Source organism: Aestuariivivens sp. NBU2969 (assembly GCF_019931125.1).
Lineage (GTDB): Bacteria > Bacteroidota > Bacteroidia > Flavobacteriales > Flavobacteriaceae > Aestuariivivens > Aestuariivivens marinum.
The window spans coordinates 140807-156442 of sequence record NZ_JAIOUU010000004.1 but is presented as its reverse complement, the minus strand read 5'-3'; the positions used below and the strand labels follow the sequence as shown (position 1 = coordinate 156442).

Here is a 15636-nt window from a genome sequence, read left to right as displayed (position 1 = left end):
ACATTAACGTCTATTTCTTTCTAAATAAGTTATAATGCTTTTGGCTATGTTTCTTCCTGTGGCACCTTCAATACCTTCTAAACCAGGGGTAGAATTCACTTCCAATAATAAAGGACCTCTACTGGACTGTAACATATCTACACCACAGATGGGGAGTTTTAAAGCACGAGCGGCATTCATGGCAACGCGTAATTCGGCTTCACTGAGTTTAACAACTTTAGCCGTACCACCACGATGAAGATTGGAACGAAACTCACCTTCTTTCCCTTGACGTTTCATAGCGCCAACTACATGGCCATCTACAACAAGAGCCCTTAAGTCAGCACCTTTTGCCTCGGCAATATATTCTTGGACTAAAGCTCTGGCCTGTAAACCATTAAATGCTTCTAAAACTGATTCGGCCGCATTTTTAGTTTCTGCTAAAACAACACCCAAACCCTGCGTGCCTTCCAACAATTTAATGATTACTGGCGTGCCACCAACATGTGAAAGTACTTGTTCTATATCCCGCGAATAATTGGTAAATACCGTTTTAGGCATTCCAATACCTGCTTTTGAAAGCCTTTGGAAACTACGCAGTTTATCTCTAGACCTAATTATAGCATCTGAAGTAACCGAAGTAAAAACGTTCATCATTTCAAACTGTCTTACCACTGCGCAACCGAAGAACGTTACCGATGCACCAATACGGGGTATTATAGCATCAACATAGTCTAAATAACGATCTTTATAATAGATGGTAGGTTTTTCCTTTTCAATAATGATGTCGCATTTTAAGGGATCGATAACCTCGACTAAATGGCCTCTGTTTTCACCTTCTTCAACCAAACGCTCGGTAGAATAAAGATTAGGGTTTCTAGATAGAATGACTATGTTCATACTAATGTGTTAAGTAAGACACGTTTTCCAAATCAACATCAACTAAAAATTTCCGTCTTAAAAATTGCCTGCCAATCAATACGGGAAACTTCATATCGTCTCTTGTGCTTAAAGTTAAGTTAATCTTGTACGTTTTTCCAAAAAATATGGCTTCTGATTTCACTTTATAGCGATTTTCCTTATAACCATTGCTACTTTTTACATTGGTATGTGAAAATGTATCAAAAACAATTTCGGTTTTGCCAAAATTTTGATGAACCTCACTATTAAAAATACATCTTAATGTACGGTCTTCTTCTATGATTTCAGAACAATGAATAGCAGAAGTATAAGCTCCTGTATCTATTTTTACATCTATGTCGTATAATCCCAGTTTTGGGAAGTCAATCTTATCAACCCGCCCAATAATTTTTTTGCTCATTAGCGTATTTAAAAAGTGGCGCAAGGTAGCAAATTAGTTTATTCAAAATACATTAGATTTTAAATATTATTTACCTTTGAGTCAATGGACATTCCTGCGTTAGACATTCAATTAAAAACTCTGCCAAACCAACCTGGCGTTTATCAATATTTTGATAAGGAAGGTGCCATCATTTATGTTGGAAAAGCTAAAAATTTAAAAAAGCGGGTAAGTTCTTATTTTACCAAAACCCATGATAACGGTAAAACTAGTGTGTTAGTAAAGAAAATAGCCTATATAAAGCATATTGTAGTCGAAACGGAAACCGATGCGTTGTTACTGGAAAACAATTTGATAAAGAAACATAAACCACGCTATAATGTAATGCTTAAGGACGATAAGTCCTATCCGTGGATTTGCATAAAGAATGAACGCTTTCCCAGAGTATTTTCTACAAGACGTATCTTTAAAGGTGGTGGTGAATATTTTGGTCCTTACACTAGTGTGAAAACGGTACACACTCTTTTGGATTTAATAAAAGGCCTGTATAGCTTACGAACATGTAATTATCAATTATCTGAAGAAAAAATTAATGCCGGTAAATTTAAGGTTTGCTTGGAATATCACTTAGGGAATTGCAAAGGGGCTTGTGAAGGTTTGGAGACCGAATTGGAATACAACAAGAACATCAAGGCCATTAAGCAGATTTTAAAAGGAAATTTTAAGGATTCTTTACAGCAATTTAAAAATCAGATGCAAGATTTTGCAGGGGCTATGCTGTTTGAAGAAGCGCAAAAAATAAAGGAAAAAATAGTGGTCTTAGAGAATTACCAAGCTAAATCAACTATAGTAAACCCAAAAATTAGTAATGTAGACGTATTTTCTATAGTTAGTGACGAAAGCTATGGTTACATTAACTTTTTACAGTTGTCCTACGGTTCCATAATTAGGTCGCATACATTAGAATTAAAAAAGAGGTTGGACGAAACCGATGAAGCATTGTTGGAATTGGGCATCACAGAAATACGGCAGCGATTTCATTCCAAGTCTAAAGAGATTTATGTGCCTTTTAAAGTCGACTTAGGAGAGGCTATTAAAGTTACGGTCCCAAAGCTGGGAGACAAAAAGCACATTTTAGATTTATCACTTCGTAATGCCAAATACTTTAGGATGGAACGGTTCAAACAAATGAAAATTGTTGACCCCGATAGACATGCTAACCGTATAATGGTACAAATGAAAGCCGATTTAAGACTTACAGAAGAACCACGGCATATAGAGTGTTTTGATAACAGTAACATACAGGGGACAAACCCCGTTGCTGCTTGTGTGGTGTTTAAAAATGGAAAACCCAGTAAAAAGGATTATCGTCATTTTAATATAAAAACCGTTGAAGGACCAGATGATTTTGCCTCGATGGAGGAAGTAGTATTCCGACGTTATAAACGTTTGTTAGATGAAGAACAACCCTTACCGCAACTTATAATTATTGATGGAGGCAAGGGGCAATTGTCATCTGCATTAAAAAGTTTGGATGCACTCAACTTAAGAGGAAAGATTGCTATTGTTGGTATTGCCAAACGTTTGGAAGAATTATTTTATCCAAATGATCCAATTCCCTTATATTTAGATAAAAAAAGCGAAACCCTAAAAATAATCCAGCAGTTGCGAAACGAGGCCCACCGGTTTAGTATTGAGCACCATCGTAACAAACGCAGTAAAAATGCGTTAAACACAGAGTTGGAAACCATAAATGGCGTCGGTGAAAAAACAGTTGTAGAGCTATTAAAGCATTTTAAATCGGCAAAACGTGTGGCCAATGCCAAATTGGATGAACTAGAAGATGTGATCGGAAAATTCAAGGCAGAAAAAGTGTATAATTATTATCATAGGAATTAAATTAATGATTTGTCATTTAGAATCGTTAAGTTTATCTTAAGGGTGTTGATGTGCTAAGATGTAAACTGGAGATAGAAATCAAAAAGACTAATTTGAAACAAAAAACCATCATATTAATTCTTTTCCTTTTGGTTCTTTTTTTTGCAAAAGCGCAACATAAAGAAATTGAACAGTCCGAGACTAAAATTGGTTTGGTGTTAAGTGGTGGTGGGGCTAAAGGGCTTGCACATATTGGAGCCCTAAAGGTAATGGATAGTCTTGGGGTTAAGATAGATTATATAGCAGGTACCAGTATGGGAGCCATTATAGGAGCTCTTTATGCATCAGGGTATTCGGGAAAGGAATTGGATTCTGTTTTTAGAAATATAGATTTCAATAAAATAATAAACGACGAATTGCCCCGTACTTCTAAAGCCTTTTTCGAACGGGGGAATTCTGAAAAATATGCCCTTACCCTTCCTTTTGAGGATTTCAAGTTGAAATTGCCTTCGGCTTTGTCCAGAGGGCAAAATGCGTACAATGCCTTATCTAAATTGTTATTGCACGTAAGTGATATTGAATTGTTTGAAAATCTACCTATCCCGTTTTTCTGTATAGCGACAAACATAGAAACAGGAGAGCCCGTTTTTTTAGATCGGGGTAATTTGGCTCAGGCTATAATGGCCAGCGGGGCATTGCCATCATTGTTTCAACCGGTAGTTATAGATAATCAAGTACTAACAGATGGTGGTGTGGTGAACAATTATCCTGTTGATGAATTGCGCGCAAAAGGGCTAGATGTTATTATAGGAGTGGATGTGCAGGATGGGTTGTTAACGAGGGAAGAATTGGGTTCTGCACCAGAGGTATTGTTTCAGATAAATAATTTTAGGACGATAAAGGCCATGGCGTCAAAGTCCAAAAAAACGGATATTTATATTAAACCTAATATCAGGGATTTTTCTGTGGTATCTTTTGATGAAGGAGATGCTATTCTGAAAAGAGGAGAAGATGCAGCATTGGAAAAAATAAAAGATTTTGAGGCTTTAACTAAGCGTATGAGGAGGTGTCCAAAAAATAAAATAGAAAAATTCAAAAGCGATAGTATTCAAATTAACCAGGTTAGTATCAATGGAAATAATCGCTATACAAGAGCCTATATTTTGGGTAAATTAAAGTTGAAGGATAAGGAAAAAATTAGCTATAAAGCTTTTCAAAAAGGCGTAGATAATTTGGTGGCCACTAATAATTTTGATTCGTTTTATTATGAATTGGAAAAAGATAAACTTCCTGATGAGTTTAATTTACGTGCTAATGTAAGTGAAACTAAAACAACGAACTTTTTGAAGTTGGGTTTACATTATGACAATTTATATAAAAGTGCAGCATTAGTAAATATTACTAAAAAGCGCTTTTTATTTAACAATGATGTAACCTCTCTAGATATTATTTTGGGGGATCATGTACGTTATAATTTCGAATATTTAATCGATAAGGGGTTCTATTGGAGTATAGGGTTGCGTTCCAGATTCAATGCTTTTAATAAAAACATTAGCGCACAGTTATTGTTGGATGAAGGGGAAATTGCTGCAAATGGGATAAATAAAATAGATGTAGAATTGGAAGACCAAACCAATCAATTCTATTTGCAAACATTATTTAGAAAAGATTTTGCATTGAGTTTAGGAGTTGAACACAAACGTTTGGAAGTTAAATCTGAAACCATATCATCATCCAATCCTAATGATGAGTTTATTTTTGAAAATACCGATTATTTTAGTGTATTCGGGAATTTAAAATTAGATACCTACGATAACAGATACTTTCCTACAAGAGGAGTGTATTTTAATGGAGATGTGCACTTGTATATTTTTGCTTCTCATTTTAATGAAGGCTTCGACGATTTCTCTGTTGCTAAGGCGAATATGGGCTATGCATTTTCGGTTTTAGATAGAGTAGCTTTTAATCTAGATGTTAGTGGTGGGTTTAAGTTGGGTGATAAATCAACACAAACCTTAGATTTTGCTTTGGGGGGCTATGGTAACAACTTAATTAACAATTTTATTCCGTTTTTAGGTTATGATTTTATCTCACTCACAGGTAATAGCTATGTAAAGCTAATGGCTAAAGCAGATTATGAGATAATTAAAAACCACCACATTACATTAGAAGGTAATTGGGCTAATATTGATGATGATATATTTGAAACAGGTGAGTGGTTTACCTTACCAGACTATAGAGGTTATGCATTAGGATATGCCATAAATACGTTTATTGGGCCAATAGAAGCTAAATATTCCTATTCTCCTGAGCTGAAACAAAGTATTTGGTTCTTTAATGTGGGATTTTGGTTTTAATTGATTTAAAAATCGCGATATTTGTTCAATATGCAATCTTTTTGGAACGATTTATTGCTATTTCTTCATTACCTTATCAAGAGAAATCCTGAATAAGCTGGCATTATTGTCATTCCTGCGAAGGCAGGAATCACCTATAATTTTATTATCTTTAGTAGAATTTATTTACTTTTTATATCTAACTTAAAATAAAAAAATGCCATTTTATCATAAACTTGGGGAAATACCCCATAAGCGTCACATACAATTTAGAAAACCAGATGGAAGCTTATACTATGAGCAATTGTTTGGAACTATTGGTTTCGATGGTATATACACCAATAGTTACCACGAGCAACGCCCTACACAGGTGAAAGCTATTAAAAAACAATATAGTGTAGCACCAAAAATAGCTAGAGCAAATAATATCCAATCGTATCGTTTAAAAGGGTTCGAAGTAAAACCAGAGAACGATTTTCTAGAAAGCCGTAAAACTATTTTGGTAAATAGTGATTGTGCCATTGTTTTGGCAGCGCCAAAACATTCCACTAAAGATTATTTTTACAAGAATACCGATGCCGATGAGTTGATTTTTATTCATAAAGGAACGGGTAAATTGCGTACCATGTTGGGTAACCTCGATTTTAAATACGGTGATTATCTTTTAATTCCACGAGGGATTATTTATAAAATAGATTTTGATACAGAGGACAATCGATTGTTTATTGTAGAGTCACATCGCCCGATATATACTCCAAAACGCTATCGCAATTGGTTTGGACAATTATTGGAGCATTCGCCATTTTGTGAACGTGATATTTGTAGGCCACAGGAGTTGGAAACATATAACGAGTTGGGAGACTTTTTAATAAAGGTAAAGAAGAAAGGTGAAATCATTGAAATGGTCTATGCTTCACATCCTTTTGATGTTATTGGATACGACGGTTATAATTTTCCTTATGCGTTTTCAATTCATGATTTTGAGCCTATAACGGGACGTATTCATCAACCACCACCAGTGCACCAAACCTTTGAAACTGATGCTTTTGTGGTGTGTAGCTTTGTACCACGGTTGTACGATTACCATCCACAATCAATTCCTGCGCCATATAACCATAGCAATATAGATAGCGATGAGGTGTTATATTATGTAGATGGTGATTTTATGAGTAGAAATGACATTGAGGCTGGGCACATATCGCTACATCCGGCAGGAATACCTCACGGGCCTCACCCTGGAGCAACCGAAAGGAGTATTGGCAAAGTTGAGACTCAAGAGTTAGCGGTTATGGTAGACACCTTCAAACCATTAATGGTTACGGAGGAAGCTATGAAAATAGCCGATGAAGATTATTATAAATCTTGGTTGGAATAAATTGTCATTCCCGCGAAGGTGGGAATTCTTATTATCAAAGTTTTATTCAAAACGATAAGATTCCTGCATTTGCAGCAAAGACAGAGGATGAACAATTAATTTCATCAATAATAAACCATTAAGATTATGAGTAAAAACATAGAATCAGTAAACTACGGTTTAGAAAAAATATTTAAAGGAGCACAAGATTTTTTGCCACTTCTGGGAACAGATTATGTAGAGTTTTATGTGGGTAATGCCAAACAGGCAGCACATTTTTATAAAACGGCATTCGGTTTTCAATCGTATGCCTACAAAGGACTGGAAACAGGGTCTAAAGAAACAGTAAGTTATGTGCTAAAACAGGACAAAATTAAATTAGTATTAACAACACCACTTAATAGCAAGTCACCTATTAATGACCATATTGTAAAGCATGGTGATGGTGTTAAAGTCGTTGCGCTTTGGGTAGAAGATGCCCGAAAGGCTTATCAAGAGACTACAGCTCGTGGAGCGAAATCGTATTTGGAGCCAACTGAGGAAAATGATGAACACGGTGAAGTGGTAAGGGCAGGTATTTACACCTATGGCGAAACAGTTCATATGTTTGTTGAACGCAAGAATTATAATGGGATATTTTTACCAGGGTTCGTGGCTTGGGACAGCGATTATAACCCAACACCAGTAGGTTTAAAATATATAGACCACATGGTGGGGAATGTAGGTTGGGGGCAAATGAATACTTGGGTTAAATGGTACGAAGAGGTTATGGGATTTGAAAACTTTTTGTCTTTTGATGACACGCAAATCCATACCGAGTATTCGGCACTTATGAGTAAAGTAATGAGTAATGGCAACGGACGCATAAAATTTCCAATTAATGAACCTGCAGAAGGCAAAAAAAAATCACAAATTGAAGAATATCTTGATTTTTATGAAGGTCCAGGAGTGCAACATATTGCTGTTGCAACAGACGATATTATAGGAACGGTAAGTCAATTAAGGGCAAGAGGTGTAGAGTTTCTATCAACACCACCAGAGGAATATTATAAGTCAGTCCCTAGGCGTTTAGAAGAACACAGTCATGAGTTAAGTGAAAATATAGAAACCCTTAAAAGCCTAGGAATTCTGATTGATGCTGATGAAGAAGGCTATTTGCTTCAAATATTTACTAAACCTGTCGAAGACAGGCCTACACTATTTTTCGAAATCATTCAGCGAATGGGGGCAAAAGGCTTTGGAGCAGGAAACTTTAAGGCGTTATTTGAATCAATAGAAAGAGAACAGGCAAAAAGAGGAACTTTGTAGAGTTATGCATTAAATAAAATGCTATCGAATTTTATTTTTTGATGGCGTTTTTTGTTTTAATACTTTTGGAACAGTAATTGTAATTTATGTATTGAAAAAGCAATTATAATGTGAGCTATGAAAAAAAGACAACATATAGTATTTCTTTTATTGCTAACTCAAGTAGCTGTTGCGCAAACCAGTTTGTTAAAAACCAAAACCAGTGAATCGGCTTTTGGTGCTGGAGAATGGTTTAAGTTTAGAATGAGTTATAGTGGATTTTTAAAAGCAGGAAATGCAACATTAACAGTAAAAGAATCGAAATATAATAACAAGGACACCTATCATGTTGTTGGCAAAGGGTGGACTACTGGTATGATCAAGTGGTTTTTTAAGGTAAAGGATCGTTATGAGAGTTATTTTTATAAAGATTCTATCAAGCCATATCGGTTTATTAGAAATATAGATGAAGGCGGACATACCAAGGATATTGAAATTAATTTCGATCAGCAGAATCATAAAGCGCATGTCAATGATAAAAAACATAACAAAAAATCGGTGTTCGATACCAAACCTAATATTCAGGATATGGTATCTACGTTCTATTACCTTAGAAATAATTTAGACACCAAAAAATTAAAAGTAGGAGATGAAGTAAGGGTAGATATGTTTTTTGATGAAGAAAACTATGGTTTTAAATTAAAATACCTAGGTGAAGATATTATTGATACAGACTTTGGTACTATTGAAGCATTAAAATTCAGGCCTTATGTAATGGCAGGACGTGTTTTTAAAGAGGAGGAAAGTTTAACACTATGGGTGTCAAAAGACAAAAATAAAGTACCTTTACGTATTAAGGCCGATTTGGCCGTAGGCTCGTTAAGGGCAGACCTTGAAGCTTTTAAAGGATTAAAACACCCATTTAAGATCGTAGTAAAAAATTAAGGCACTTTGAGTAAAAAACTAACCCACCAACTTGAAGAAAAATACAATAGCATAGGTCAGGATGTCGAAACGCATGTAGAAGGGTTATTGCACAGTAAGCCCATGACCTATTGGGACTATATACAAACCGATGTGCTCTTGAACCTTCAGGTTACCAGAACATCACTTCCAGATGAGAAGGTGTTCATTATGTACCACCAAGTTACAGAACTCTTATTTAAAATGATACTTAGTGAGATTGAGCAAGTCGCTAAGCATCCGTCATTGACTGCCGAAGTTTTTGCCGATAAGATCATGCGGGTGAGTCGGTATTTTGATGTACTCACCTCGTCTTTCAGCATTATGAAAGATGGTATGGACGTAGCGCAGTATAATAAATTTAGAACAACATTGACTCCTGCTAGTGGTTTTCAAAGCGCACAATATAGAAAAATTGAATTTGCTTCTACCGAACTCATCAATCTTATTGATAAGCGTTTTAGGGAAACAATAGACCGAAATTCATCCTATGAAAATGCCTTTGAACATTTGTATTGGCAGGCAGCGGGTAAAGATTATGAGACAGGCAAAAAGAGCTATACTTTAACAATTTTTGAAGAACGTTATAAAGATGAATTCATTAGATTTACGCAATTTTATAACAAAAATAATTTGTGGACTAAATTTAAGGGTTTACCTGCCGAAGTGAAGGCCGATAAAGCTTTGATTAAGGCCATGCGTCATTATGATTATACCGTTAATGTTAAATGGGTTATGGCGCATTACAATACCGCTAACCATTATTTAAATATTGGGGGTAAAACGGCTGAGGCCACAGGTGGAAGTGAGTGGGTGAAATACATGCATCCAAAATATCAAAAGCGAATATTCTTTCCAGAATTATGGACAAAAAAAGAACTAGAAGATTGGGGAACAAATATTTAATTATAATAGTATTATTAGCTATAAATTTTTATAGCTGTAAAAATAACCAAAACAAAACAGAACAAGAATTAAAAGAAAAAATTGCTAAGGTCGAAGAACCTAAAGAAGTTTTTGAATTTGGGTTTAAACTTAATGATTATATTGTTAAAAGAGACACTGTAAAAGCAGGGGAAAGCTTTGGAAAGGTTTTAGAACAAAATAAAATAGGTTATCCTAAGATATTTTACATTGCAGAGGAAACTAAAAAAACGTATGATATTGCTAGATATTTTCAAAAAGGGAAACCATATACATTATTATGTGCTAAAGACTCTTTAGAATCTCCAGAGGCGTTTATTTATCAGCCAACTAAAGAGGAGTATATAGTTATTAATTTTAAGGATTCCATACACGCATATAGAAGTAGAAAGCCCATAAAATATGTTGAAAAATCCATTACGGGAATTGTTACAAGCAGTATTTCAGAAACGATTGATGAACTAGGAGTGAGTCCGGTATTAACCAATAAATTGGCCGATGAAATTTATGCATGGACCATAGACTTTAACCGTTTGCAAAAAGGCGACCGTTTTAAGGTTATTTATACCGATAAATATATAGACGATACCATTTATACAGGAGTACACGATGTTAAAGCAGCCTATTTTGAACATAACAATGAACCCTTTTATGCCTTTCGTTTTCAAACTGATTCTGTTAAAGGAATAGTCGATTATTTTAGTGAAGAGGCTAAGAATCTAAGAAGGGCTTTTCTTAAATCTCCAATACAGTTTGGTAGAATATCATCCAGATATAATTTAAAACGACGTATTGCTTACTATGGATACAAAGTGCGTCCTCACAAAGGCACTGATTTTGCAGCACCAATAGGAACGCCAATTCGAGCCACCGCTAATGGAACTGTTACTGAGTCTACTAGACGTGGTGGCAATGGCAAGTATGTAAAAATAAGGCACAATGCAACTTATGAAACCCAATACTTACATATGAGTAGGCGTAATGTTAAAGTGGGCCAGTTTGTAAAGCAAGGAGACGTAATTGGTTATGTAGGTATGACAGGGAATACAGGGGGCCCTCATGTGTGTTATCGTTTTTGGAAAAACGGGAGACAAGTAGATCCATTTAGGGAGAAATTACCAGAAGCTAAACCTATTTCGGATAGTTTAAAGGTTAAGTATCTAGACTTTATAAAACCCATAAAATACCAATTGGATAACATCTTTTTTGAACCAGACCCCACAGACAATATTGAATTGGAAACACCTGTAATTAAACAAGCAGAATCATAATCATGACATTACCAACTATAAATCCAACAACTACAAAGGCTTGGAAAGCACTTGAAGACCACTTTAAAACAGTTTCTAATGTGCATATGAAAGATTTGTTTGTTAAAGATGAACAAAGGGCAAATAAATTCACAATTGAATGGGACGATTTTTATGTGGATTACTCTAAAAATAGAATTACCGATAAAACATTAGAATTACTTTTGCAATTGGCCCAGGAGGTTAAATTAAAAGAGGCTATAGAAAGTCAGTTTTCTGGAGAAAAAATCAACCAAACCGAAGGGCGTGCGGTACTACATACCGCTTTAAGAGCACCAAAATTAGAAGAGTTTTATGTGGATGGGGTTAATGTCGTTCCAGAGGTACATGAGGTTAAGGAAAAAATTAAGGGATTCACAAATCAGGTTGTTAATGGCCAATTAAAAGGTTATACAGGTAAAGCGTTTACCAACGTGGTTAACATAGGGATTGGCGGTTCAGATTTAGGGCCAGCAATGGTTGTAGAAGCGTTACAATATTACAAAAACCATTTAACAACTCACTTTGTAAGTAATGTAGATGGTGATCATGTAAACGAGATTATAAAAAAGTTGGACCCAGAAACGACTTTGTTTATTGTGGTTTCTAAAACCTTTACTACTCAAGAAACCCTTTCGAATGCAACTACTATTAAAGAATGGTTTTTAAAATCGGCTAAGCAGGAAGATATCGCCAAACATTTTGTAGCTGTATCTACAAATTTAGATGCCGTAAAAGGTTTTGGCATTGACGAAAACAACGTTTTCCCTATGTGGGATTGGGTTGGTGGTCGTTTTTCATTGTGGAGCGCTGTTGGACTGAGTATTAGTTTGGCTGTAGGTTATGACCATTTTGATAGCCTACTTAGTGGCGCCAATAAAATGGATAATCACTTTAAAAATGAAGATTTTAAAAATAACATACCTGTAGTTTTAGCATTAATAAGTATTTGGTATAACAACTTTTTTAAAGCCGAAAGTGAAGCTATTATTCCATATTCTCAATATTTATACCAGTTTGCCACCTATTTGCAACAAGGTATAATGGAAAGTAACGGCAAAAGTGTTGATAGAAGTGGTAATCCCATAGATTATCAAACTGGGACTATTATTTGGGGTGAGCCAGGAACCAATTCACAGCATGCCTTTTTTCAATTGATACATCAAGGAACTAAGTTAATACCAGCCGATTTCATTGGTTTTGTATCTTCTTTGCATGGAAATAAAGATCATCAAGATAAATTGATTTCCAACTTTTTAGCACAAACCGAAGCGTTGTTAAACGGAAAAACCGAAACACAGGTAGTTGAAGAAGGAACCACGCAAAATATTGTTCCCTTTAAGATATTTAAGGGCAATAAACCTACCAATACTATTTTTATAGATAAGCTAACACCAGAGAGTTTAGGTAAGCTAATTGCGATGTACGAACATAAAATTTTTGTTCAAGGTATAATTTGGAACATATTTAGTTATGACCAATTTGGAGTGGAATTAGGGAAACAATTGGCAACAAGAATTTTAAAGGAATTTAGCGGGACTATTCTTAATAAGCACGATGGCTCTACTCAAAATTTATTAAATTATTATAAGGGAAAATCTTAATAAAGTAAGATTATATCAGAGGAATTCAATTAAAACTGTTAATATGCAAATATTAACAGTTTTTTATTTATTAACAATTGTTAAATTTTTTAACATTTAGGTAATGGTAATCAGTCTTTTATGGGTATTTTTGCTGTGACTAATTCAAATAATTAATTATGAAAAAAACTACTCATTTATTGATGTTAGCTGTGGCATTATTATGCTCTTCAGTTATCATTGCGCAAAGTACCATTACAGGTACAGTTCTTGATGCCGATCTCAATTCACCTTTACCAGGTGCCAATGTTATTGAAAAAAGTACCACAAACGGTACGTCTACAGATTTTGATGGAAAGTTCTCATTAACCAGCCAAGCTACTTCTGGACAAATTGTTATTTCTTATGTGGGTTATGGTTCTGTAACTTTATCGTTTAATGGAAATACTAATTTAGGAAGTATCAAATTAACTTCTGATAATTCTTTGGATGAAATAGTAATCATAGGATCTGGGGTAATAGATTTAGCAGAAGACAGGGAAACACCTATAGCAGTTTCTACCATTAGAGCGAATCAAATTCAGGAAAAAGCTGGTAATTCAGATTTACCTGAGGTTTTAAAGTCGACACCTTCTGTACAGTCTGTTCAAGCAGGTGGATTTGGTGATGGTCAAATGTTTTTAAGAGGTTTTGATCAAACCAATACAGCTTTCTTATTAAATGGACAACCAATAAATGGTATGGAAGATGGTAAAATGTACTGGTCAAATTGGTCAGGTGTTTTGGACGTAGCAAATGCCGTTCAAATACAACGTGGATTAGGAGCCTCAAAATTAGCCATTTCATCAGTTGGAGGAACAGTGAATATTGTAACAAAAACTATTGATAGAAGAAAGGGTGGATTTGTTCAGCAAATGGTGGCAAACGACAACTATACGAAAACAACTGCATACTATTCAACTGGAGTTAATACAAAGGGATGGTCTTTTGCGGCTTTACTCGGACACTGGCAAGGAGATGGTTATGTGGACTTTACTGATGGACAAGGGCAAACATATTTCTTTTCGGTTGGTTATAAGCCAAATGATAATAATACGTTTAATTTTTTGTTAACTGGAGCACCTCAATGGCATGCAGCAGCAGGAAGTGGTTCTATTAAGTCCTTTTTAGATAACGGACGAAAGTATAATTCTTGGAATTTCTCGGGTGTTGAAAGCCCTAATTTATTGAATGGGGGTAAATATCCAGGAGGGCGAAATATATATCATAAACCAGTGGCAAACATTAGTTGGGATTTAAATATTAATGACAACTCTTCACTTTCAACAGTTTTATATGGTTCTATGGGTAGAGGTAGTTTTGCTCAAGCAAGAACATCAGGCAGTCAAGTTACTTATGCTAGGGGTTCCAATAATAATCATAACTGGTATGGGTTGGTTTCAAATTATAACAATCAACTAAATGAGAATCTAAACTTTAATATTGGAGCAGATTTTCGTTTTTATAATGGTATTCACTTTAGAGATGTTAGGGAGTTTATAAGTGTTAATTCTGTTAATGCATTTAGCGATTATAATGGTGGTAATTATCAGTTAACTGAAGCAGGGGGAATCAATCCTTGGACTGTTTTCTTTAAGCCCAATACAGATCATGGAGAACGCTTTGGGTATGATTATGAAGAGCAAATTAATTATGCAGGTATTTTTGGTCAATTAGAATATTCCAACGATCAATTTTCTGCTTTTTTTCAAGGAGCAGTGTCAACACAATCTCATTTAAGAACAGAATTTTTAAATGCTACAAATGAGGGGCAATCTGAAGAATCTAAAAAAGTTAATAACCCAGGGTTCAATGTTAAAGCTGGTGCAGCCTATGCTTTAAATGATTTTAATAAAGTTTTTGTTAATGCAGGGTACTATTCGCGCCAACCTTTTCATAGTTTATTGTTTCAAAGTGACAGAAATAGTAACTTGTTATTAGATCCAGAAGTTGACAACGAAAAAATAACTGGATTGGAAGCTGGTTATCAATTAGGAGGAGACAATGTTAAAGCAAATTTTAATATTTATCATACAACATGGGATAATAGAACACTTGTAAGTAATAATGGGGAAGTTGGAGACGATTTTATTAGTTATCAAACTAGAGGGGTAAAACAAGTGCATATGGGTGTTGAGTTGGAACTAATGACTAAACCAACTGATAATATGGATTTGAATGGATTTGTTTCTATAGGAGATTGGGAATTTGACGGTAATGGTGATATAAGTGCATTTGATAATAATGGAACAGATATTTCTTCAACCGAGCTAACGACAACTGTTGCACCTTTAGACGGAGAAAAAGTAGGAGGTGCGTCTCAATTTACAGCAGGTATATCTGGAAGATATGAGTTCATTCCAAGATTAAGCTTAGATGCTAATTGGAATATGTATAAAAATCTATACTCTAATATTGGAGCTGGATCTAATGCTTTAAAATTACCCTCATATAATACGATTGATACAGGTTTATCATATAAAGTTTTATTGGGTGAAAATGATAGCAAATCTCTACAGTTTAGAGTGAATATTTATAACATCACAGATGAACTTTATTTAGAATCAGTGTCAGGAAATGAAGCGGCTTCTTCAAATCCTTCTGAAAACTGGAAAGGTATAAATACTTCAAATACGGGTAGATTTGGTTATGGAAGAACCTGGAACGTTAGTATGCGTTACAATTTCTAAAACACAATTTTTCC

At 34.9% G+C, this 15636-nt stretch carries 11 protein-coding genes; 9 read left to right on the top strand and 2 right to left on the bottom strand.

Annotation, left to right across the window (positions count from 1 at the left end; translation table 11 throughout):
• Nucleotides 1–3: 3 nt before the first annotated feature.
• On the bottom strand, nucleotides 4–879 hold the full coding sequence (gene rimK / locus K7G79_RS05030) for a 30S ribosomal protein S6--L-glutamate ligase (protein WP_223549772.1): 876 nt from the start codon (nucleotides 877–879) through the stop codon (nucleotides 4–6).
• A 1-nt stretch (nucleotide 880) separates the two neighbouring features.
• Nucleotides 881–1300, bottom strand: a complete 420-nt coding sequence (locus tag K7G79_RS05025) for a RimK/LysX family protein (protein ID WP_223549769.1) — start codon at nucleotides 1298–1300, stop codon at nucleotides 881–883.
• Nucleotides 1301–1384: 84 nt separating this feature from the next.
• Here K7G79_RS05025 and uvrC point away from each other — a divergent pair, with 84 nt between their 5' ends.
• The 9 genes from uvrC (at nucleotide 1385) to K7G79_RS04980 (ending at nucleotide 15622) form a co-directional block, all read left to right on the top strand.
• Entirely contained in the window at nucleotides 1385–3178 is a 1794-nt protein-coding gene (gene uvrC / locus K7G79_RS05020) for an excinuclease ABC subunit UvrC (protein WP_223549767.1), read from the top strand.
• Nucleotides 3179–3270: 92 nt separating this feature from the next.
• Nucleotides 3271–5514: a patatin-like phospholipase family protein gene (locus K7G79_RS05015; protein WP_223549765.1), complete on the top strand. Its 2244-nt coding sequence runs from the start codon at nucleotides 3271–3273 to the stop codon at nucleotides 5512–5514.
• Between the two features lie 196 nt (nucleotides 5515–5710).
• Nucleotides 5711–6868, top strand: coding sequence for a homogentisate 1,2-dioxygenase (locus K7G79_RS05010; protein WP_223549763.1), 1158 nt, complete (start codon nucleotides 5711–5713; stop codon nucleotides 6866–6868).
• A gap of 126 nt (nucleotides 6869–6994) precedes the next feature.
• Complete coding sequence (gene hppD / locus K7G79_RS05005; RefSeq protein ID WP_223549762.1) at nucleotides 6995–8155, top strand: 4-hydroxyphenylpyruvate dioxygenase; 1161 nt, start codon at nucleotides 6995–6997, stop codon at nucleotides 8153–8155.
• 117 nt (nucleotides 8156–8272) lie between these two features.
• Complete coding sequence (locus tag K7G79_RS05000) at nucleotides 8273–9079, top strand: DUF3108 domain-containing protein (RefSeq protein ID WP_223549760.1); 807 nt, start codon at nucleotides 8273–8275, stop codon at nucleotides 9077–9079.
• Nucleotides 9080–9085: 6 nt separating this feature from the next.
• Nucleotides 9086–10003, top strand: a complete 918-nt coding sequence (locus tag K7G79_RS04995) for a tryptophan 2,3-dioxygenase family protein (protein WP_223549758.1) — start codon at nucleotides 9086–9088, stop codon at nucleotides 10001–10003.
• Nucleotides 9961–11292: a peptidoglycan DD-metalloendopeptidase family protein gene (locus K7G79_RS04990; RefSeq protein WP_223549756.1), complete on the top strand. Its 1332-nt coding sequence runs from the start codon at nucleotides 9961–9963 to the stop codon at nucleotides 11290–11292. Before K7G79_RS04995 ends, K7G79_RS04990 begins: the two co-directional genes overlap by 43 nt.
• 2 nt (nucleotides 11293–11294) lie before the next feature.
• Entirely contained in the window at nucleotides 11295–12914 is a 1620-nt protein-coding gene (gene pgi / locus K7G79_RS04985; protein WP_223549754.1) for a glucose-6-phosphate isomerase, read from the top strand.
• A 158-nt stretch (nucleotides 12915–13072) separates the two neighbouring features.
• Nucleotides 13073–15622, top strand: coding sequence for a TonB-dependent receptor (locus tag K7G79_RS04980; RefSeq protein ID WP_223549752.1), 2550 nt, complete (start codon nucleotides 13073–13075; stop codon nucleotides 15620–15622).
• Nucleotides 15623–15636: the final 14 nt, after the last annotated feature.